We start from the raw sequence: 21,462 nt of genomic DNA on the forward strand, positions 1-21,462 counted from the left end.
CGAACCGGCCGCCTGACGCGGACCTGGCCGGATCGAGCGGCGTTTTTTATATCTGGATCACTCGGTGATCAACGCCGTCGTCAAGGCCGTGCGGATCTCATCGGCTACCTGCTGGCCCACCTGATCCCAGACGGTGCCTAACGTGCGCACCAACGCCGGATAACCGTCGTCGCTCAAGGGTTGCGTGACGTCGAAGTGGTGCTGTGCCACCAGCCGATTGCCGTCATGCAGCTGCCACTCTCCCGAGGCCACGGCCTGGCCATCGTAGCGCCCCTGGAACTGGTCGACGCTCAGCGTCAGGCGCTGTGCATCGGAACCACTCTGCGCCGCGCTCAGCACGGTCATGCCGGGTAGATTGGCCGTCAACGACTGGCGCAGGCGCCGCGTCAACTGGTGGCTCAGTTCTTCGGCCCACAGGTTCTGGTTGGCCGCGGCGAGCTCGATATCGCTGGTCTGCATCACGATGCCCTCCTGATCGAGGTAGCTTGCCACCTCGACCGGGCTTACTGCCAACTGTCGAATGTCTGCTGTCGTTCTCGCCTCTGCCGTCGATGATGACTGCGCGCCATCGGCCTCCGGCAGGGTAAAACGATTGGTCGGCGTGGATTGCGCGGCGCAGCCCGTCAGCACGACGGTGGATAGGGCCACGGCGGACAGCGCCAGCAGGGTGGTGGCGCCGAAACGGCGCCAGCGAGGCAGAGCGGTCGTCATCATTGGGGAGCCCTCGGCACGGGATCGGTTTTGACTTCGCGGTCGAAAATCAGCGCGTTGGGTTTCTCGCTCAAGGTCTTGGCGACCGGCTGGAGGTCTCGCATCAGGACCTCCAGCTGTTTGAGCGTATCGTTCAACTGACGATAACCGGAAGAACCGGAAGAGAAGCCGTCGAGCGTACCCTGCAGTTCCTTCAGCGTGTCGTTGATACTACCCGGCAACTGCTGGGTGGCCGGATCGGAAACGATGCCGTTGACCGACTCCGCAATCTGGCGCACCTGCTCGAGTGTCTGCTGTGAGGTCTGCATGGTCTGATCCAGACGAGTGAGAACCGGCTCGACCTGCAAGTTGTTGAGCTTGTCGAGCAGACTCGAAACCTTCTGTTCGATCTGCGCGAATCCGCCGGAGACGGTCGGGAAGACCGGTTTGCCGTCGAACTTCAGCGCTTCATAGGCCGAGGCGTCGTCGTCGAAGTTGAGATCGACGAACAGCGCGCCCGTCAGCAGGTTGCCCGCCTTGAGCGTAGCGCGGAGTCCGTATTCCGAGAACATGGTCTCGAAGCGATCGCGCACTTCCTGATCGTCAACGTCTTCATTGACATCCTGATTGCTGTCCAGGCGCTGCGGCTCGATCCGGATCAGTACCGGTATCGCGAACTGAGTCAACGAGTCGGGCTGCGGCGCGGTGAAATGCCACGGCACGCTGACCACGGTGCCGACACGGACGCCGCGATATTCCACCGGGGCGCCTCGGCTCAGACCGCGGACCGTGTCGTCGACAAGCAGCACGTACTCGATGTACTGATCGTACGTGCCTTCGCGGGCGCTCTCTTCGTTGTTGTAGAGCGTATAGGTCGCGTCCTGCTTGGCAGCGTTGCCGCGATTGACGTCTTCCGGGACGCCGAAGGTCACGCCGCCGCTGATCAGCGTCTCGAACGAATCGAGGTTGACGTTGACGCCTTCGGAATCGAGCTGTACGTCGATGCCCGAAGAGCTCCAGAAGCGGGTGGTATCGGTGACCAGGCTGTCGTAGGGCGACTGGATAAAGATGCGGTGGCGCATTTCACGCTTCTCGGGATCGAAATCGGTACTCTCGACACGGCCGACGGTGTAACCCTGATAGGTGATCGGGTCCCCTGCGCTGAGCGAATTGCCCACCTGACTGACCAGATTGATACGCAGTCCCGGAGCGTCGGGCGGGGCGACAGGTGGCTGCTCCAGGACATCGAAGCTGTCCTGAGCCTCGTCGCTCTTGCCGGGAGCGAGTTGAATATACGCGCCGGACAGCACGGTGTTCAGGCCGCTGATACCTTCGCGTCCGATGCGGGGCTTGACCACCCAGAAACGCGTATCGGCGTTGAGCATACGTGATGCGTCGTTGGACATGCGCGCCGTGACCACGGTATGCGACAGATCGTCAGACAGGCGCACGGCTTCGACGTGGCCGACCTGGACGTTGCGAGTCTTGATCAGCGTCTTGCCGGCCTCAATGCCCTCCGCATTGTCCATGTTCAGAGAAATCAACGGACCACGACTGGAGAAGTTGTCCCAGACCATCCAGGCGCCGATCAGCGCAGCCAGCAGGGGCACTATCCAGATCGGGGAGAGCCGCGATTGCGACACTCGTTTGGCGCGTTGCATCGAATCAGGCATCGTCGACTTCCTTGACAGGCGAATAGGGGGATTGTCGCTTGAGCGAGGCCGGCATGTGCGGCTGCATGTTGCGCGCATCCCAGATCAAGCGAGGATCGAAGCTGTTGGCGGCCAGCATGGTGATGACCACGACCGCAGAAAAAGCCAGTGCCGCCGGCCCCGGCGTGATCGACAGCAGCGACCCGGCGTGCACCAGCGAGATCAGAATGGCGACCACGAAGACGTCGATCATCGACCAGCGACCGATCAGCTCGGTGATCCGGTAAAGTGTCTGGCGCTTGTGCTTGAATCGGGACTCGCCCCGGCGGCGTACCGTGATGCAGAGCCAGGCCAGGGCAAATACCTTGCCGATCGGCACCACCACGCTGGCGGTGAAGATGATCAGGGCAATGGGCCAGTCGCCGTGACCCAGAAAGATCAACACGCCACCGACGATGGTCGAGGGCGTCGAGTCGCCCAGTGAGGTCGTGGTCATGATCGGGTAGAGATTGGCCGGAATATAGCAAAGCGTCGCCGCGATCAGCAGCGCCCAGGTCTTCTGAAGGCTATACGGACTGCGAAAGCGTAGCGGTTCTCCACAGCGCTGGCAGCGTCCGCGCCCGAAGTGGCTGAGCCGACTCACGAGCCCGCAGGTCGGGCAACCGGTGAGCGCCTGTTCGGCGGCTGGCTGCCCCGGGCGGCAGCCCTCCGGTGCCAGCGGTTCCCCCGCTAGCGAGAACCACATCCAGTCCGAATCGATCGAACGTGTGGTCAGCAGCAGCAGCAGGGCGTAGACACAGAAGGACCAGAACGACGGCCCGAGATCGACCGAGGCCATGCCGGCGATCTTGATCAGACTGACGAGTGCGCCGACCACGAAGACATCGGCCATCATCCACGGCCCCAGATGCGAAAGCGCGCGTGCGATCCGGTAGCTTCGAGGCAGCGGCCGGCGTTGCAGCAGACCGAGATGTAGCCAGATGACCGCCAGCAGATAGAAGGCGGGCAGCACGATGATGGTCAGCAGCACCAGAATACCCACGAAGGGTTCGTGCTGTGTGACCAGACTGGCCGAGGTATCGGTCAACCGAATGGCATTACTGACGCCGCGTGCCTCGAAACTGATGAACGGAAAGCCTATCGCCGCCAGCAGTGCGATCAGCGCGCTGATCGCGAAAGCGAGGCTGCGTTCCGCCGGCCGAAAGTGGCGATGGCTCAGCGTGTGGTCGCAGCGCGGGCAACTGGCGCGCTGGCCGGGCCGCAAGGGTGGCAGTGCTACCAGAAGGTCACATTCATGGCAGGCACGAAGACGCCGCCGCGTGCGCGTAGGCGTCAGAAAGGTCGCCTTCTCGGTGCCGTTGTCATTCGAGGCTGTTGCCAAATCGATACCTAGAGCAGGACAGAATCGTAAGGGGTGACGCAGTCTGTATCGGTCAGGTTACACTCTAACATACAGTCATGCATGTTTAGGCTTGGATTTACCCGGAGCGAATGCGTGACACAGTTGCAAAGTCGCGGAAATGCTCGTTAGTTCAGCCGCTTGCGTACTATAGTAGGTAAAAACATCATTATAATAGTCGGTGAAGGGAGATTTGCCGAAAGAAGTGCAATGGTGGTCTTTAACGACTCTCGGGCCGGATGGCGTGTGCAATCGGCCTTACAATTCCCCGCATCCGACGCCTGGTTCGTAATATCGGGTAGCCGAGCCCTCAAGTAAACCTTGGTAATGCGTAACAGGAGATCCTAACGTGTGGATGGCGCTAGCAGCTATTGTGCTCGGTCTTGGCGTGCTCGTCTGGAGTGCGGATCGTTTCGTGGACGGCGCTTCCGCGACCGCTCGCCATCTGGGGCTGTCGCCGCTGTTGATCGGCATGCTGGTGATCGGTTTCGGCACATCGGCGCCGGAGCTGATGGTCTCGGCGCTGGCCGCCATCCAGGGTAACCCGGGTCTGGCATTGGGCAACGCCTACGGCTCGAACATCACCAATATTGCGCTGATCGTAGGCTTGGTGGCATTGCTCAGCCCGCTGGCAGTTCACTCCCAGATCATTCGCCAGGAGCTGCCGGTGCTCGGTGTAATGACGTTGATCTCGCTGTGGTGCTTGCATGACGGCGTCATCTCGCGAATCGATGCGATCGTGCTGCTGGCGCTGCTGTTCGGGTTTCTGGGCTACAGCATCTGGCGTTCTCAGCGGCCGGGAAAGGATGCCCTGCAGACCGACATGGAAGCCGATGCCACAGGGCAGGAGATGTCGCTCAAGCAGGGCGTGATCTGGACGCTGATCGGGCTGGCGCTATTGATCGTCAGCTCGCGATTTCTGGTCTGGGGGGCGGTGACGATCGCCGAAGCCTTCGGCGTCAGCGATCTGGTGATCGGGCTGACCGTGGTCGCCATCGGCACCTCGCTGCCGGAGCTGGCCTCTTCCATCAGCGCGGTACGCAAGGGCCAGCACGATCTGGTGCTGGGCAACGTGGTCGGCTCCAACCTGTTCAATACGCTGGCGGTGGTCGGTCTGGCGGGCGTCATTCGTCCCATTGATGTCGATCCGGCCGTGGTGGTGCGGGATTGGCCGGTCATGGCCGCGCTGACCGTGGCGTTGCTGGTGTTCGGTATCGGGCTCAAAGGACAAGGGCGGATCAATCGACTCGAAGGGGGAGCGCTATTGGCCAGTTTCATCGGCTATACATCCTGGCTGGTGATGAGCGTCATCCCGTGAGCGTCATCGCCTGTTGTCGATCGTCATCGGACATTGCGGCCCGCCTGGCTGTCGCCCCGCTGAACGTCGAAGCGTAGTGCGGTGCGCAACGCGATCTGGCCGATGACAGCGGCCGTCGCCAGCACGATAGCCGTCGCCAGGGCCGGGTTGTCCCCCAGCCCGGCCAGTGCGGTGCACAGTGCGCCGATTCCCATCTGGGCAAACCCGTAGAGCCCGGCAGCGGAGCCCACGACCTTGGGATTGATGCCCACGGCCAGCGTCAGCGCCGTTGGCCCGGTCATGCCCACGCCAAAGGTAAACAGCAGTACCGACGCCTCGAGCGTGACCACGGAAGTCCAGCCGGACAGCACGATGACCAGCATCGAGATCCCGCCGGCCAGACTCAGAAGGCTTGCCGACAGCATCAGCCGAACCAGACCGATGCGGTGGATGGTGCGATTGGTGACCAGGTTGCCCAACGAGATGCTCAGGATCAGGGCCGAGAGATAAAACGCGACGTGGCTGACCGGTTTGCCCAGCTGCTCGACGAAGATGAACGGGGCGGAGGCGACGAAGGCGAACATCGCCGTGGTCACGCAGCCGCCGCCGATGGCGTAGCCGATGAAGGCTGGCGAACGCACCAGCGTGCGATATTCCCGTGCCAGCCGAGGGACATCGACGCGACCGCTGGCCTCGGCGGTTTCCGGCATCAGTCGCCACACGAACAGCAGATTGCCGATGCCCATCAGACAGAGGGCCAGCAATACCGTGCGCCAGCCCAGCGTGGCTGTCAGCAGCGTCCCGACCAGCGGCGCCAGCGCGGGGCCGATGGCAACCACCAGATTGAGAACGGCGAGACGCTGTACGGCGCGATCCGGCGCCGCGGTGTCACGGATCATGGCGCGTCCCAGCGCCAGCCCCGCGCAGCCTCCGAACGCCTGAAAGAAGCGTGCCGCGATCAGCACTTCGACACTTTGTGCCTGCCAGGCGACGACCCCCGCCACGCTGTAGATCAGCATCCCCAGCATCAACGCTGGCCGTCGCCCCAGCGCATCGGAAAGCGGGCCGTAGAACAGCTGGCCGATCGCCAGACCGAGAATGTAGACGCTGATCGTCAACTGCATCTGAGCGTTATCGGCATCCAGCGCTTGGCCGGCGATGGGCAGCGCCGGCACGAAGATATGCATGGCCAGCGTGCCCGCCAAGGTAATCATCACCAGCATCCACAGAGCGGGCACGGCGCGTGAAGGCGTTGCCGGTGTGGCGGGCGACGTCGAACCGGATTTGGACGTCGAATCGGCGGGATCGGTCACGAGGTTCCTTATCCTGGGTTATTCGCGTTGTTTTTAGCGCTGACGTTGATTCTGGACTGGCGATGATTCTGGACCGACGTTGACTCTGGACTGACGCTGGCCGTGAGCGCATGACCAAACCAATAGCGCGCTAGTCATTAAGATATTACGGGAAAGCGTCACCGCCGAACACCGCATCGCCCAAGGCCTTCTCGTGACGGGTATTTGTCAGTGTCAATTTTCCGCACGAGACGCTGACATATCGTCGCACCTCCGAGACCACCGAGTTGGCGGCGGCCGGTCCAGCGATGTCGGCTCGTCACGGCGCAAAGCCTTTCGGTTGGCGAGCCGGCGCGGTTTTACCTAGCTTGAGGGAAGAGACCGAGTCGACTGTGACACGACTCTGAATCGCCGAGGTGCGACGAACTGCGACATCAGGACAGTTCGGTTCAAACGGTCACTGTCTTTATGATGAGTGCCGTTGTCCTCTTTATGATAAGTGCCGTTATCCTTATCACCCGGGCCATGGTTCTTCTCTGGTAGTCGCGTCCGGCCGGAGCCGTTGCTGGCCGGTTACGGCGATTCGAGACAACGGTGGCGAACGATCAATGAGCAATCCCCAGGGCGGCGCATGTATGTTGCAACGCCCGGACTGGCGAGGAGTCTGATATGGAGCTGGATCCGCTGATACTGTCGCGAATTCAATTCGCATTCGTGGTGGCGTTTCACGCCATTTTCCCGGTCTTTACCATCGGTCTGGCTTCATACGTGGCGCTGCTGCAGGGGCTGTTCGTGGCGACGCGCAACCCGCTCTGGGAGCGGCTGTCGATCTTCTGGACCAAGGCCTTTGCCGTGGTATTCGGCATGGGGGTGGTCTCCGGCATCGTCATGGCTTTCCAGTTCGGCACCAACTGGAGCAACTTCTCCCAGGCTGCCTCGAACTTCATCGGGCCCTTGCTCAGCTACGAGGTGGTCACGGCCTTCTTTCTCGAGGCCGGTTTCCTCGGGGTACTGCTTTTCGGTCGTCACAAGGTTCCGGCCGGGCTACACCTGTTCGCCGCGATCATGGTCGCGGTGGGAACGTTCATCTCGGCGTTCTGGATTCTGGCTTCCAACAGCTGGTTGCATACGCCGGACGGCATCGAGTTCCGGGGCGGCCACGTTTTCGTGACTTCCTGGATCGATGCGATTTTCAATCCGTCCTTCCCCTACCGATTCGCCCATATGGCGTTGGCGTCGTTCCTGACGGGTGGCTTCGTGGTGTGTGGCGTCAGCGCCTGGTATCTGGTGCGTGGCCGGGAAGTCGAAGCCAATCGCAAGGCGCTTTCGATGACGATGTGGCTGCTGCTCGTGGCAGCGCCGCTGCAGGCGTTCGTCGGCGACGAACACGGTCTCAACACGCTCGAACATCAACCGACCAAGATCGCTGCGATCGAGGGCAACTGGGAGACGCAATCCGGCGCGCCGCTGCTGCTGTTCGCCATTCCGGATCGAGGGATACAGGGTAACCATTTCGAGATCGGCATTCCCAAGGTCGCCAGTCTCATTCTGACGCATGATCCTGCCGGTACGATCCCCGGCCTGCGGGATACGCCGGTCGACGAGCAGCCGCCGGTATGGATCACGTTCTTTAGCTTCCGGATCATGGTCGGGCTGGGTCTGCTGATGATCGCCTTTGCGATCGCCGGCCTGCTGTTGCGTCCGCGCGGCCGACTCTACACCTCGCGACTCTATCTGCGAGGCCTGCAGTTCATGACCGTGGCGCCATTCATTGCGGTCATCGCCGGCTGGTTCGTTACCGAAACCGGGCGTGCCCCGTGGATCATCTACGGCCACATGACCCAGGCTCAAGGATTGACGCCGTCGCTGACGGGGGGCATGGCGCTGTTCACGCTGCTGGGTTACATGGCGGTCTATGCGGTGATCTTCGTGGCCGGCATCTACTACCTGACCCGGGTGGTCGATCACGGCATGGAAGACCAGATCGACGAGATCGAGCGCCCGATGCGGCCACTCTCAACGACTCACGTCAGTTTCGACAAAGAAAACCCGACGAGCAGGGGTTAACATCATGGCGAATATCGATCTCTCGATTATCTGGGCGATTATCATCGCCTTCAGCATCATCATGTACGTGCTCATGGATGGCTTCGACCTAGGTCTGGGCATTCTTTTCCCGTTCGCGCCCGACGAAGATTCCCGCGACGTGATGATGAACTCCGTTGCGCCGATCTGGGACGGCAATGAAACTTGGCTCGTGCTCGGTGGGGCGGGGCTGCTGGCGGCGTTTCCGCTGGTCTACACGATCCTGCTGCCGGCGCTCTACATCGGCGTGTTCCTGATGCTGGCCGGGCTGATCTTCCGCGGCGTGGCGTTCGAGTTCCGGTTCAAGTCCTCTCGCCACAAGCGCTGGTGGAATCTCTCTTTCGCCGGCGGTTCGGCGGTCGCGACCTTTGCGCAGGGTTGCGTGGTTGGTGCCTACATCCAGGGGTTCGTCACCGAAGGTCGAGTCTACGCCGGCGGTGCCCTCGACTGGCTGACGCCGTTCAGCGTGCTGACCGGGTTCGGCATGATGGCGGGCTACGCGCTGCTCGGCGCCACTTGGCTGGTCATGAAGTCGGAAGGGCATATCAATCAGTGGGCGCGGCGTCTGATTCCCGGACTGCTGTTCGGCGTACTGGCGATCTTCGCCGTCGTGGGGGTCTGGACACCGTTCATCGATGACGGCGTGCGCGAACGCTGGTTCGGCCATATCCAGATCATCTGGATTCTGCCCGCCTTGGCACTGGCATGCGCGTTCGGCATCTACCGCAGCATCAAGGCGGGCCGCGAGGTCATGCCGTTCCTGCTGACCATGGGCATGTTCGTCTTTACCTATCTCGGGTTGCTGGTCAGCCGCTGGCCCTACGTGGTGCCGCCGAAATTCACGCTGTGGGACGCGGCATCCGCGCCGGAATCGCAGCTGTTTCTGCTGATCGGCGTGCTCTTCGTCATTCCGATCATCCTCACGTATACCGCCTGGTCCTACTGGGTCTTCCGCGGCAAGGTTCGCGTGGGTGAGGGCTACCATTGAGAGCCGCGAGGCGATCCTCGAATTCGTCAGGCGCGAGCCATTCGCGGGCGTGGTTGAAGCAGCAGGCGGGCGATGTGCGGCCGTGGTATCGCGGTGCGGTTGGCTGCGGATTGCTTGCCGGTGTTGCCACCCTGGTACAGATGGGCGCACTGGCCTGGCTTGTCGACCGGGTGGTGACGGACCAGGCCGCCCTTGAAGATGTGGCTGTCGGCGTCGTGGCGATCGTGGCCGCCATCATCGTTCGTGCCCTGGCGCAGTGGGGGCAGGAAGTCTGCGGCCAAGAGTGCGGCCTGCGGGTCAAGCAGCAGGTGCGCTCGCGTCTGCTGGCCCGCCTGCAGCAATTGGGCCCGGTGCGCCTGGCTTCCCGGCATAGTGCCGGCCTCGCCAGCCAGTTGGTGGATCAAGTCGAATCGCTGGAAGGTTACTACTCGCGCTTTCTGCCTCAGATGGTACTGGCGGCGGCCATTCCCCTGATCTATCTCGTCGTGGTGTTCTGGCTCAACTGGCTGGCGGCGATCTGGCTGCTGATCGCGGCGCCGTTGATCCCGCTGTTCATGGCGCTGATCGGGATGGGAGCGCAGCGCCTCAACGAAGCCCAGTTCCAGGCCGTCACCCGGCTCTCCGGACACTTTCTCGATCGCGTGCGCGGCATCGCGACGCTTCAACTCTTCGGCCTGGCCGAGCGCAGCGTCGAGGAAGTCAGCGAGGTCGCCCACGACTATCGCCGTCGCAGTCTCAAGACGCTACGGGTGGCGTTTCTGTCATCGGCGGTACTCGAATTTTTCGCCGCCGTCTCGGTGGCGGTCATCGCCATCTATATCGGCTTCGGCCTGCTGGGTTATATCCAGTATGGTCCCGCGGAGCAGCTCGATCTGTTCAGCGGACTGTTCATCCTGCTGCTGGCGCCGGAGTTCTTCCAGCCGCTGCGTACGCTGTCGCAGCACTATCATGACCGTGCCTCGGCACTGGGGGCCGCGGAAGGCCTGGTGGCGCTGCTCGACGATGAGGTCGAGAATCCCGATGCAGCAGCGACGACTGGCGCGGTCGACGACGAGCGTTCCCGAAGCATGGATAGCGATGCGGTCGAACTCGCGCCGGGCGCTGTACGCCTCGTGGACGTCGAACTTCGCCATGCGGGTCGGGAGCGAATTCTCGGGCCGCTCGCGCTCGACGTCGATGCCGGCGAAGTGGTGGCGTTGATCGGGCCGTCCGGCAGCGGTAAGTCCAGCCTGCTACAACTGATTGCCGGGTTCATCGCGCCGAGTGCGGGGGCGGTGCACGTTCAGCGCGAGCCCGCCATCGCCTGGCTCGATCAACGCCCGCTGATCATTCAGGGCTCGCTGGCCGAGAACCTGCGTCTGGTCGCCCCGACCGCGAGAGACGAGGAGCTTCGTCATGCACTGAATCAGGCGGGGCTGGGACGATGGCTCTCTTCGACACCGGCGGAGCTGGACACGCCGCTGGGTGAGCGCGGCGTCGGGCTCTCCGGCGGCGAAGCACAGCGGCTGGCGCTGGCGCGGGTGTTTCTCTCGCCCGCGACGCTGGTTCTGCTGGACGAGCCTACCGCGGCGCTGGATCCGGAGACCGAGCGCGCCGTGATCGCCGGACTGACGCAACTGGCGGCAAGTGGACGCACCTTGATTATCGCCACGCATCATCCGGCGATCATGACGATGGCCAGCCGTCTGTACGCGATCGAGGCGGGTCGGCTGTCGCCGATCGAACGCCTGAATTCGCCTGGAGAGTTGCACTCATGAATGCATTGATGGCATTGCGGCCCTGGATTGGCGTCCTGAGCGAGCGCCGCGGCCGGTTGCTGCTCGGTGCGCTGCTGATGCTTGCCACGCTGTTCAGCGCGCTGGGGCTGCTTTCGCTCTCCGGCTGGTTCATTACCGCGACGGCGGTCGCCGCGCTCAGCGCTTCGGGTTATCTGGATGTATTCACGCCGGGTGGCGGCATCCGCTTGTTCGCCGTCTCGCGCACGGCCAGCCGCTATCTGGAACGTCTCTACAACCACGACACCATATTGCGGCTGCTGGCCGATCTTCGCGGACGGGTGTTTGCGGGGCTGGTGGCACTCGACGCGCGGACCCTGTCGCGCGTCCGGGCGTCGCAATGGCTCAACCGCATGACGGCGGATATCGACACCCTCGACAACCTCTATCTGCGGCTGCTGGCGCCGCCGTTGGTCGCGCTGGTCAGCGTCGTGGCGTTCGCGCTGTTCGCCTTCGTCTTCCTGCCTGCCGCCGGCATCGTTCTGCTGGCTATCCTGCTGCCGTTGGGCGTGTTTGCCACGGCAGGCTGCGCATGGTGGGGCTGGCACGCCAGCCACCGCCGGGTCGAGCGCCAGGAGCGGCTGCGCGTGCGCGCGATCGAGCAGGTCGAGGGATTGGCGGAATTGACCAGCTACCGCGCGCTGGCGGCCCATCGCGAGCTCTGGGTTCGGGAAGAGCAGGGATTGGTCGAGGACCAGCGCCGATTGGGCCGACGTACCGCCGCGGGCAACCTCGTCGTCACGTTGGGCATCCAACTGGCGACCTTGGCGGTACTGCTGTTGGGGCTGACGGCATTGCGCGAAGGTCAGATGAGCGGTCCGGCAATGGTGATGCTGGCGTTGGGAACGCTGGCGGTAAGCGAAGGTCTGGGCAATCTGCCGATGGCATTCACGCAGCTGGGCGCGACAGTGAGAGCGGCCGAGCGGCTCAATGCACAGGCCGAATTGAAGACCCCGCTGAGCGGCACGCCGGTGGAAGACGAGCCATCGAGCTCGAGCGGGGCCGCACCGGCGCTGGTCTATCGAGACGTCTCCGTAATGCACGGTGAACGCGCCGTGTTCAGTGGCCTCGATCTCGCCATAGACCCCGGTCAGCGTATCGGCATCATCGGCGCCTCGGGCATCGGCAAGTCGACACTGGCCCAGTTGGCGGTCAGGGCATTCGACCCGCAAGGCGGGTGTGTCGAATTCAATCACCAGGCTATTGCCGGTCTTGACCCAGACTCGCTGCGCGCACGGATCGGCTATCTGACCCAGCGCAGCGAACTGTTTCATGACACGCTGGCTGCCAACCTGCGCATGGGCGATCCGGACGCCAGCGACACCGAGCTATGGGATGTCCTCGAGCGGGTCGAGCTCAAGGAATGGGCGGAGACGCTGCCGGAAGGATTGGCGACCTGGGTCGGCGAGCAGGGGCGTCAGCTTTCCGGCGGGCAGGCTAGACGTATCGCGCTGGCGCGGGTGATGCTGCGGAACTCCCCACTGGTGATTCTCGACGAACCGCTGAGCGGTCTCGATGCCGACACCACGGCGGCAGTCAAGGTGATGCTGGATGTCTGGCTTGCCGGCCGCACCGTGCTGTTGCTGGGGCATGATCGTCTGGCCCTGCCAGCCTGCGACCACTGCTGGCGGCTGATGCCCGGCGAGCAGGGCAGCGAACTGGTCTGACGCTGTCTTTTTGTCTCATCCTCTGTGGTTCAGGATGAGTTCATTCGTCGCCTCAGTCGTTGCCTCAACCGTCACATCATTCAGGGCCCCGATCAGGCGTTAGAGCCTGCCGAACCACTCAGAGGGAGCAAGCAAATGAAACCGGACGCTCAGCCAAGGGATCAACGCAAGGATGCTCCTGATACGGGCAATACCGATGCTCACGATATCGACACTCACAAGATCGACACTCGGGCGCAGGTGGGCTCTGTCGAACCCGCCGACACGCTGACGCCCGCCGAGCGCTATGCGGAGCTTTTCGTCGATGTGCAGTCTCGTCGGGTCTTCGCGGACAGCAAGACCTTCGTCGACTGCGTGCCGTGCCAGGCACCCGAGGCGATTCTGGCTGCCTACCGCGCCAGCAGGGATGCACCGGGGTTCGACCTTTCGGCCTTCGTGCACGAGCATTTCACTCACGAGGTTGTGCCGACACGCGATTACGTCTCACCGCCGAATCAGTCGCTGATGGTCCACATCGATGGTCTGTGGGACGTTCTCACCCGCCAGCCGCGCCAGCACCCTCGTTACTCCTCGCTGCTGCCGTTGCCCTATGCCTACGTGGTGCCGGGCGGGCGCTTCAACGAGCTGTATTACTGGGATTCGTATTTCACCATGCTCGGCCTGGCCGAGAGCGGCCGGCCCCATTTGCTGCGGGCCATGGGCGACAATTTCGCTTATCTGATCGACACCTATGGGCACGTTCCCAATGGCAACCGCACCTACTACCTCAGCCGATCACAGCCGCCGGTATTCGCGCTGATGGTCGATTTATTCGAGCATCACGGCGTCAGGCATGCTCGCGATTACTTGCCACAGCTCCGCAAGGAACATGCCTACTGGATGGCGGGCGCCGACACGCTTCGTTGCGGGGAAGCGCATCGTCACTGTGTCCGCCTGAGCGACGGTACCTTGCTCAATCGCTACTGGGACGACCGCGACACGCCTCGTGAGGAAGCCTATCTCGAGGATGTCCTGACGGCGCAACAGACGGTACGGCCGGCAACGGAGGTTTATCGCGATCTGCGTGCCGGTGCGGCTTCGGGCTGGGATTTCAGCTCGCGTTGGCTCGACGATGAAAAGCTGTCGAGCATCCGCACCACGGCGCTGTTGCCCATCGACCTCAACAGTTTCCTGTTCAAGCTCGAAGCGCAGATCGCGCGGCTGAGTTCGGAGAATGGGGATATCGAGACCGCCGAGCGTTTCCAGCACAAGATGGAAACCCGCCGCGAGGCAATCAACCGGTTGCTTTGGGACGAGCGTACCGGCGCCTTTGTCGACTTCGATTGGCAGCGTGATCAGCCACGCACGGCGCTAACCGCAGCGACAGTGGCACCGCTGTATGTCGGCCTCGCCAGTCACGAGCAGGCGCAGCGTATCGCCGAGGTGATTCGGGCTCGGCTGCTCGTTCCCGGAGGGATCGCCACCACCGAGGTTTTCAGCGGCCAGCAGTGGGACCGCCCCAACGGCTGGGCACCGCTGCAATGGTTGGCGATGCGTGGGCTCGCCCGCTATGGCGAGATGACCCTGGCGCGGGATATCGCGCACCGTTGGCTGACGACGGTTGGCAATCTCTACGAGAGCGAGAGCAAGCTGGTCGAGAAATATACTCTGACTCCGACCCAGTCGGGCGCGTTCGGCGGCGGGGGTGGCGAATATCCGCTCCAGGATGGTTTCGGTTGGACCAACGGGGTGACGCGTCAACTGCTGCACGAAGATCCTCGGCACGCCGCACATCGGAGCCTGGCGGGAAAAAACCGGACAGGTCCGGAGTAGGAAAGTCGCGAGAGTAAAACGTAGACATTTTGCCAATAGTGTCGACATTGTGAATGGCGCTATCGTAGTCGCTCTTTCCGAACCGCATCGACGATGCCAGGAGCGCCTATCATGGCCGGTTTCCAATGGGACGATCCCTTCCTGTTCGACCAGCAGCTCAGCGACGAAGAGCGCCAGATTCAGCAGCTGGCGCGAGACTACTGCCAGGAGCGTCTGCAGCCGCGGGTACTCGAGGCTTTCGAGCAGGACAGCTTCGATCGCGAGATCCTCCGCGAGATGGGTGGGCTCGGGCTGCTGGGGGCGACGGTTTCTGAAACCTACGGCGGGGCGGGCGCCAATCACGTCGCCTACGGGCTGATCGCGCGGGAAGTCGAGCGCGTCGATTCCGGCTACCGTTCGGCCATGAGCGTGCAATCCTCTCTGGTGATGTACCCGATCGAGGCCTACGGCAGCGAGGCGCAGAAGCAGCGTTATCTGCCCGAACTCGCGAGCGGCGAGATGGTGGGTTGCTTCGGCCTGACCGAGCCCAACGCGGGTTCCGACCCCGGCAGCCTGCAGACGCGGGCAACAAAGGTCGAAGGCGGTTATCGACTCAGCGGCCAGAAGATGTGGATCACCAACAGCCCGATTGCCGATGTCGCCGTGGTGTGGGCCAAATCCGACGCCCACGAAGGCAAGATCAAGGGCTTTCTGGTCGAGCGTGGCGCCGAAGGTTTCTCGACGCCGACCATTCAGGCCAAGGCATCGCTGCGTGCCTCCGTTACCGGCGAGATCGTGCTGGATGACGTGTTCGTGGCGGAGGACGCCTTGTTGCCCGGCGCCTCCGGCCTCGGCGGGCCGTTCGGCTGTCTCAACAAGGCCCGCTACGGCATCAGCTGGGGCACCATGGGGGCGGCGGAATTCTGCTGGCACGCCGCGCGGCAATACACGTTGGATCGTCACCAGTTCGGCCGACCCCTCGCCGCCACGCAGCTGGTGCAGGTCAAGCTGGCGGACATGCAGACGGAGATCGCCCTGGGCCTGCAGGCGTGTCTGCGCGTGGGGCGCCTGCTCGACGACGGCCAGGCCACGCCGGAGATGATTTCGCTGATCAAGCGCAATCACTGCGGCAAGGCCCTCGATATCGCCCGCCAGTCGCGGGACATGCACGGCGGCAACGGCATCTCGCTGGAGTTCGGCGTGATCCGCCACATGCTCAATCTGGAGACGGTCAACACCTACGAGGGCACCCGCGATGTCCACGCGCTGATTCTGGGGCGCGCCCAGACCGGCATCCAGGCCTTCGGATGAGCGCGACGAGCGAAGTGACTCAGCCGCTGGCCGGGCTCAAGGTGCTGGATCTCTCGCGGGTATTGGCTGGCCCCTGGTGCACCCAGCAGCTGGCGGATCTCGGCGCCGAGGTGATCAAGATCGAACGGCCGGGGCGAGGCGACGATACCCGGGCCTGGGGCCCGCCGTGGCTCGAGGACGTTAGCACGGGGGCGAATAAAGGAGACGCGACGGAGTCGGATACCGGCACGGGGTCGGGTGCTAAGGTAAGAGACGCGATGGAGTCGGGTGCCGAAAGGAAAGACTCGGCCTATTTTCTCAGCGCCAACCGCGGCAAGCGCTCGGTTGCTATCGATCTCTCCACGCAGGCGGGGCAGGATCTGGTCCGACAGCTGGCGCTGAAGGCTGACGTGGTGATCGAAAACTTCAAGGTCGGTGGCTTGGCCGCCTACGGTCTCGACTATGCGAGTCTCCAGTCGCTCAAGCCGGATCTGATCTACTGCTCGATCACCGGGTTCGGCCAGGACGGCCCCTACGCCGGGCGCGCCGGTTACGACTTCCTGATCCAGGGCATGGGAGGTCTGATGAGCCTGACCGGAGAGCCTGACGACTGCGGTGGCCAGCCGATGAAGACAGGCGTGGCGATCACCGATATCTTCACTGGCCTCTATGCCGCCAATGCCATTCTGGCGGCGTTGCGTCGCCGGGATGCCACCGGCGAGGGCGGCTACATCGACATGGCGCTGCTGGACGTTCAGGTCGGCGTGCTCGCCAATCAGGCGCTCAATTACCTGACCAGCGGACAGACGCCGCAACGCATGGGCAACGCTCATCCCAATATCGTGCCGTATCAGGCTTTCGCCGCCTCTGACGGACATCTCATCGTCACCGTGGGCAACGACAGCCAGTTTCGGCGCCTGTGCGAGGCGCTGGGCGAAGCCGAATGGGGAATCGATTCGCGTTTCGCCACCAACGCGCAGCGGGTCGCCCATCGTGAATGTCTGGTCGATCTATTGAGCGAGCGGCTGATCGCTCGGCCTCGTGATGAATGGCTCGGGTTACTGGAAGCCCATGGCGTGCCTTGCGGTCCCATCAACACGCTCGATCAGGTCTTTGAAGATCCGCAGGTCCGCCATCGCGGGATGACGGTGGAAAGCCCCATGGCCGATGGCCATCGAGCGAGATTGGTGGCCAATCCGATCACGCTGGACGGCCAGCGGATGACATCCGAGCGATCGCCGCCGCGCCTGGGTGAACATACGCAGCAAGTCCTGCAGGAGTGGCTGGCGCTGGATGGCGAGGCAATCGTCGATCTGCGTCGCCATGGTGCGATTGTCTGATCGACGCTGGCCAGGTTGCCGAGTGTCTAATCCCTAAGCCATAAGCCCTAAATCCAGCCCCGTTCCTCGAGCCGTTGCCGGATGATCGGCACCGGCGTCATCAGGTGCTCGCGCATCAATCGGCTGGCGGCCGGGGCGTCGCGGGAGAGGATCGTCTCGAGCAGCGCCTGATGTTCGCGCTGCTTGTCGGCGAGCGCCTGTTCGGAAAAGACGGTCTGGCGCAGCCAGAGATGGCGATAGCGCTGAGCCTGATCGAACAGTGCCGCACGCGCTTGCAGCAACGGTGGACAGCCGCAGCCGGCGACCATGGCATCGTGCAGCGCCTGGTGCCGGGTATCCCAGCGTTCGAGCATCTCGTCGGCGTCCTGCACCCTGTCAATCTTGCTCAGGGTATGGGCGCGAGCGAGGATCGCCGCCTCCCACTCGTCGTCGCCGCGTTCGATGGCGAGCCGTATCAGCAGGCCTTCGAGTTCTGCGCGAGCGTCGTAGATGGCGTCGAGCTCGGCGATCGACATCGGTGCCACGCGGTAGCCGCGCTGGCTGATGCCGGTGACCAGCTGCTCGCCGATCAGCCGCGTCAGCGCCTCGCGCAGGGGGCCGACGCCGATCCCGTAACGGCTCTTGAGCTGACTCATCGCCAATTTTTCTGCCGGCGCGTAGTGGCCGCGCACGATGTCGCCCTTGAGCCGTCGATAGGCTTCGAGCGCGGTCGGGGACTGGCTGGCATCGAGGGTCATGCGAATGGCCATTACTAAAATGTGTCGATATTGAACGGGAATATCGACGCCAGGGGAAGGGCCTCCAGGGCTAGCCGCGTTCGACCAGTGGCGGATTGCTGCGCTATCGGCGACCGCCCACAATGCCGGATAAGCGACCGCGCAGAATGTCGGGCAAGCGGTGCTGGCGAGATCGTCATCGCCTTCGTCTTCCGGGAGGTAGCCATGCCGCTGACCACGCAGCACCAGATCGAGCAGCATATCGCCAGGACCATGGCGTTCTACCACCCGCGTTGTATCGATCCCCAGGCGGGTTTCTATCATTATCTCACCGACGACGGGCAGCGCTATAACCGTCACCATCGGCATCTCGTTTCCAGCGCCGGCTACGTGATTCTCTACGCACTCCATGCCATCCATACCGGCGCTCCCGAGGCGCTGAAATGGGTGCGACACGGGCTGAAATTCATCGAAGAGAAGCATTATCAGACCCGTACCCAGGGCTATGCGTGGACGCTGGAGCACGGCAAGCCGGATGATGCCACCCACCGCGGTTACGGCTGGGCTTCGGTGATGCTGGCTTACGCCACGGCGCTGAAGGCGGGGATCGGCGAAGCCCGAGCCGGGCTCGATCACGTTCATGCGCTTCAGACCCGGCACTTCTTCGAGCCGCATTGGCAGCTGTACGCCGACGAGGCGGACATGCACTGGCAGTTGACTGGCTACCGCGGGCAGAACACCAACCTGCGCAGTTGCGAGGCGCTGATCGCGGCCTTCGAGGCGACTGGCGATGCCGCCTTTCTGAAGCGGGCGCTGAATATCGCTCGAACACTGTGGCACAAGCTCGCGCCCATGGGTGATGGCTGGCTGTGGGAACATTACGACCGCGACTGGCATATCGACTTCGACTATCACCGCGATCAGCCCGACGATCTATTCAGGCCCTGGGGCTTTCAGATCGGGCATCAGATCGCCTGGGCCAGACTGATGATCGGGCTGGCACGCCACTGCCCGGCCGAAAGCTGGCTGACTCCCACGGCCCGGCGGCTGTTCATCGAGGCGGTCGAAAAGGGGTGGGATAGCCGCCATGGCGGCCTGGTCTATGGCGTGGACTTCGATCGCCAGCCTCTCAATCGCGACAAGGTGTACTGGGTGCAGGCCGAAGGCTTGGCCGTCGCCGCGATGCTCGGCGATTTGACCGGCGAGGCCCGCTACTGGCGCTGGTACGACAGAATCGCCAACTACTGCTGGCAGCACCTGATCGATCACCAGCACGGCGGCTGGTATCGCATCCTGACGCCGGACAACCGCCGCTATTCCAGAGAGAAGAGCCCGGCTCCCAAGACCGACTGGCAGATCCTGGGTGCCTGCTGCGATATTCTGCCGATCATGCAGCGCCAGCACGGCGAGCGTAAGACGGCGTCATCGGTCTGAGGGTCTGGTCGGGCTTGTCGCGGGCGGCGTCTCATCAGCATAAGCGTCGGTCGCCGTCTCTTTTGACACCCCGGTCGACGCCTCTTCTGAAGCTTCTTTCGAGGCCTCTTCTGAAGCCCCGGTCAACGCCTCTTTCGAAGCTTCCGTCGAGGCTTCGGTCGACTTCAGAAGCGCGGCCCGTTCGTCATCCAGGCGGTGGCGAATATCGGTCCAGGCCGCGAAGGTGCTGAGATAAGCCTCGCCAGTCAGATGCTCGAGGAAGTCGCTGTTGCCGAGCATATCCATGACCGGGCCTTTGACCTCGGCCAGGTGCAGGGTCACTTCGGAATCCTTGAGCCGGGAGTTGATCGCCTCCAGGCTTTCCAGCGCCGAGGCGTCGATCAGGTTAACCGCCGAGCAGATCAGGACCAGATGCTTCATGTTTTCGCGGTCGGCCAGCAGACCGTAGACGGTGTCTTCCAAATAGCGGGCGTTGGCGAAGTAAAGGCTCTCGTCGATCCGCAGCAGGGCGATCTCGTCATCGACCTCCGCCTCATGGCGCTGGATGTTGCGGAAATGCTCGGTGCCTGCGAGACGTCCGACTTCCGCCGTATGCGGCCGACTGGTGCGATAGAGATAGAGCGCCAGCGACACCCCGACCCCGGCCATGACGCCGGCTTCCACGCCCTCGACGAACGTCAGCAGAATCGTGATCAACATCGCCGCGAAGTCGCTGCGCGAGTAGTGCCAGGTCCGTCTGAGACCGGGCAGGTCGACCAGCGTCATCGCCGAGACGATGATGCTGGCGGCCAGCGTGGCGATCGGCAGATAAGCGATCAGCGAGGTCAGGAACAGGATCACCAGCCCCACGCCGAGGGCGGCAAACGCCCCGGCAGCCGGGGTGCGGGCGCCGGCATCGAAGTTGATTACCGTGCGTGACAGGCTGCCCGTCACCGGCATGCCGGAGGTGAACGCTGCCGCGAGGTTGGCGGTCCCCAGCCCGACCAGCTCCTGGTCCGGTGAAATCCGTTCACGCCGCCGCGCGGCCAGCATCTGCGCCAGCGAGACCGACTCGATGAACCCGACCACGCTGATCAGAAAGGCCGGTAGCAGCAGGTCGCGCAGCAGCCCCGGCTCGAACGACGGTAGGCTGAGCGGCGGTAAATGCGCCGGAATGTCACCGACGACATTCACGCCAAGCCTGGGCAGATGCAGTGCCCAGGAAGCCAGCGTAGTAATTGCGACCGCGATGACCGGCCCCAGGCGCACGATAAAGGTCGCAGTACCGGCGCTCAGCCCGAGCTTCTGAAGCCACGGGCCGGCTCGGCGCATCAGCAGCAGAAAGACCAGCGCGGAGACGCCGAGCACCAGCGTCGGCCAGTGAACGCCGCCGAGATGGGTGAGCAGATGCGTCAGCTGCTCGATCAGCGTGAAGCCGGAACCGCCGATGCCGATCAAACTCGCGAACTGGCTGGCAGCAATCAGCACGCCGGAAGCCGTGAGCAGGCCGGAGACCACCGGATGGCTGAGAAAGTTGGCGAAGAACCCCAGTCTCAACAACCCCATCACCGCCAGAATCAGCCCCGAGAGCATCGCCAGGGTCACGGCGGCCTGACTGTAGGCCGGGGTGCCACTTTCGAACAGCGGCGACAATGCGGCTGCGGTCATCAGCGAGACGATCGCCATTGGCCCCACGGCCAGGGTACGACTGGTTCCGAAGATCGTGTAGAGAATCAGCGGCAGCATGCTGGCGTAGAGGCCGGTGATCGCCGGCAGCCCGGCGAGTATGGCGTAGGCCAGTGCCTGAGGGATCACCATCAGCGTGACGATGATCGACGCCACCAGATCCTCGCTCAGGAGGTGGCGGTTGTAGTAGGGCACCCAGCTGATGATCGGAAAGTAGCGTGCCACACGGGCGCGGAAGCGAATCTGCTCGCGCGCGTCGGTTCCCGTCAATCGGCGCCAAAGGCTCATCGTCTCGTCCGGCTCCAGGTAATAAGCTTATCGTTGAACAGGATAATCAAGGCGTTAGATAGTGCGCGTACTCGGTGACGGGTGCAAGCCGGT

At 63.2% G+C, this 21,462-nt stretch carries 15 protein-coding genes; 9 read left to right on the plus strand and 6 right to left on the minus strand.

Going from position 1 to position 21,462, the window contains the following annotated elements; translation table 11 throughout:
• Positions 1–57: 57 nt before the first annotated feature.
• Genes DOM58_RS03015 through DOM58_RS03025 form a run of 3 tightly spaced genes read right to left on the minus strand, consistent with a single transcriptional unit; the run spans position 58 to position 3,678 of the window.
• Positions 58–714 carry a PqiC family protein gene (locus DOM58_RS03015; protein ID WP_245392126.1) on the minus strand — a complete coding sequence of 219 codons (657 nt, stop codon included), beginning with the start codon at positions 712–714 and terminating at the stop codon, positions 58–60.
• Positions 711–2,363: an intermembrane transport protein PqiB gene (gene pqiB / locus DOM58_RS03020; RefSeq protein ID WP_110691719.1), complete on the minus strand. Its 1,653-nt coding sequence runs from the start codon at positions 2,361–2,363 to the stop codon at positions 711–713. Before pqiB ends, DOM58_RS03015 begins: the two co-directional genes overlap by 4 nt.
• Positions 2,356–3,678 carry a PqiA/YebS family transporter subunit gene (locus DOM58_RS03025; RefSeq protein ID WP_425353384.1) on the minus strand — a complete coding sequence of 441 codons (1,323 nt, stop codon included), beginning with the start codon at positions 3,676–3,678 and terminating at the stop codon, positions 2,356–2,358. Before DOM58_RS03025 ends, pqiB begins: the two co-directional genes overlap by 8 nt.
• Positions 3,679–4,090: 412 nt before the next feature.
• Here DOM58_RS03025 and DOM58_RS03030 point away from each other — a divergent pair, with 412 nt between their 5' ends.
• Positions 4,091–5,059 (plus strand): calcium/sodium antiporter, encoded by a 969-nt coding sequence (locus DOM58_RS03030; protein ID WP_425353382.1) that lies wholly within the window; start codon positions 4,091–4,093, stop codon positions 5,057–5,059.
• A gap of 23 nt (positions 5,060–5,082) precedes the next feature.
• Here the strand turns inward: DOM58_RS03030 and DOM58_RS03035 are convergent, their stop codons facing one another.
• Positions 5,083–6,351 carry a multidrug effflux MFS transporter gene (locus DOM58_RS03035; protein ID WP_223162123.1) on the minus strand — a complete coding sequence of 423 codons (1,269 nt, stop codon included), beginning with the start codon at positions 6,349–6,351 and terminating at the stop codon, positions 5,083–5,085.
• 648 nt (positions 6,352–6,999) lie between these two features.
• On the opposite strand from DOM58_RS03035, the gene DOM58_RS03040 reads away from it, so the two are divergent.
• The 7 genes from DOM58_RS03040 to DOM58_RS03070 all read left to right on the plus strand — a co-directional run bounded on the left by DOM58_RS03040 (position 7,000) and on the right by DOM58_RS03070 (position 17,266).
• Positions 7,000–8,397, plus strand: a complete 1,398-nt coding sequence (locus DOM58_RS03040; RefSeq protein WP_110691722.1) for a cytochrome ubiquinol oxidase subunit I — start codon at positions 7,000–7,002, stop codon at positions 8,395–8,397.
• A 4-nt stretch (positions 8,398–8,401) separates the two neighbouring features.
• A complete protein-coding gene (gene cydB, locus DOM58_RS03045; RefSeq protein WP_075562084.1) occupies positions 8,402–9,403 on the plus strand; it encodes a cytochrome d ubiquinol oxidase subunit II in 1,002 nt (333 codons plus the stop codon).
• A 53-nt stretch (positions 9,404–9,456) separates the two neighbouring features.
• Entirely contained in the window at positions 9,457–11,160 is a 1,704-nt protein-coding gene (gene cydD / locus DOM58_RS03050) for a thiol reductant ABC exporter subunit CydD (protein ID WP_188113765.1), read from the plus strand.
• Positions 11,157–12,845, plus strand: coding sequence for a thiol reductant ABC exporter subunit CydC (gene cydC / locus DOM58_RS03055; protein ID WP_110691724.1), 1,689 nt, complete (start codon positions 11,157–11,159; stop codon positions 12,843–12,845). Before cydD ends, cydC begins: the two co-directional genes overlap by 4 nt.
• A 135-nt stretch (positions 12,846–12,980) precedes the next feature.
• Positions 12,981–14,657, plus strand: coding sequence for an alpha,alpha-trehalase TreF (treF, locus tag DOM58_RS03060; RefSeq protein ID WP_110691725.1), 1,677 nt, complete (start codon positions 12,981–12,983; stop codon positions 14,655–14,657).
• Between the two features lie 111 nt (positions 14,658–14,768).
• The gene (locus DOM58_RS03065; protein ID WP_110691726.1) at positions 14,769–15,947 is read left to right on the plus strand and encodes an acyl-CoA dehydrogenase; all 1,179 of its coding nucleotides are present in this window, start codon (positions 14,769–14,771) and stop codon (positions 15,945–15,947) included.
• Positions 15,944–17,266 carry a CaiB/BaiF CoA transferase family protein gene (locus tag DOM58_RS03070; protein WP_110691727.1) on the plus strand — a complete coding sequence of 441 codons (1,323 nt, stop codon included), beginning with the start codon at positions 15,944–15,946 and terminating at the stop codon, positions 17,264–17,266. Before DOM58_RS03065 ends, DOM58_RS03070 begins: the two co-directional genes overlap by 4 nt.
• A gap of 47 nt (positions 17,267–17,313) precedes the next feature.
• Here the strand turns inward: DOM58_RS03070 and csiR are convergent, their stop codons facing one another.
• Positions 17,314–18,243 (minus strand): DNA-binding transcriptional regulator CsiR, encoded by a 930-nt coding sequence (gene csiR, locus DOM58_RS03075; protein WP_342588579.1) that lies wholly within the window; start codon positions 18,241–18,243, stop codon positions 17,314–17,316.
• Between csiR and DOM58_RS03080 the strand changes: the two genes are divergently transcribed.
• Positions 18,208–19,416: an AGE family epimerase/isomerase gene (locus DOM58_RS03080; protein ID WP_110691728.1), complete on the plus strand. Its 1,209-nt coding sequence runs from the start codon at positions 18,208–18,210 to the stop codon at positions 19,414–19,416. The two genes, csiR and DOM58_RS03080, sit on opposite strands and share 36 nt — an antisense overlap.
• On the opposite strand, the gene DOM58_RS03085 is transcribed toward DOM58_RS03080, so the two are convergent.
• Entirely contained in the window at positions 19,405–21,369 is a 1,965-nt protein-coding gene (locus tag DOM58_RS03085; protein WP_110691729.1) for a SulP family inorganic anion transporter, read from the minus strand. The genes DOM58_RS03080 and DOM58_RS03085 overlap by 12 nt on opposite strands.
• Positions 21,370–21,462 lie beyond the last annotated feature (93 nt).

The sequence above is a fragment of the Salinicola halophyticus genome, assembly GCF_003206695.1.
Lineage (GTDB): Bacteria > Pseudomonadota > Gammaproteobacteria > Pseudomonadales > Halomonadaceae > Salinicola > Salinicola halophyticus.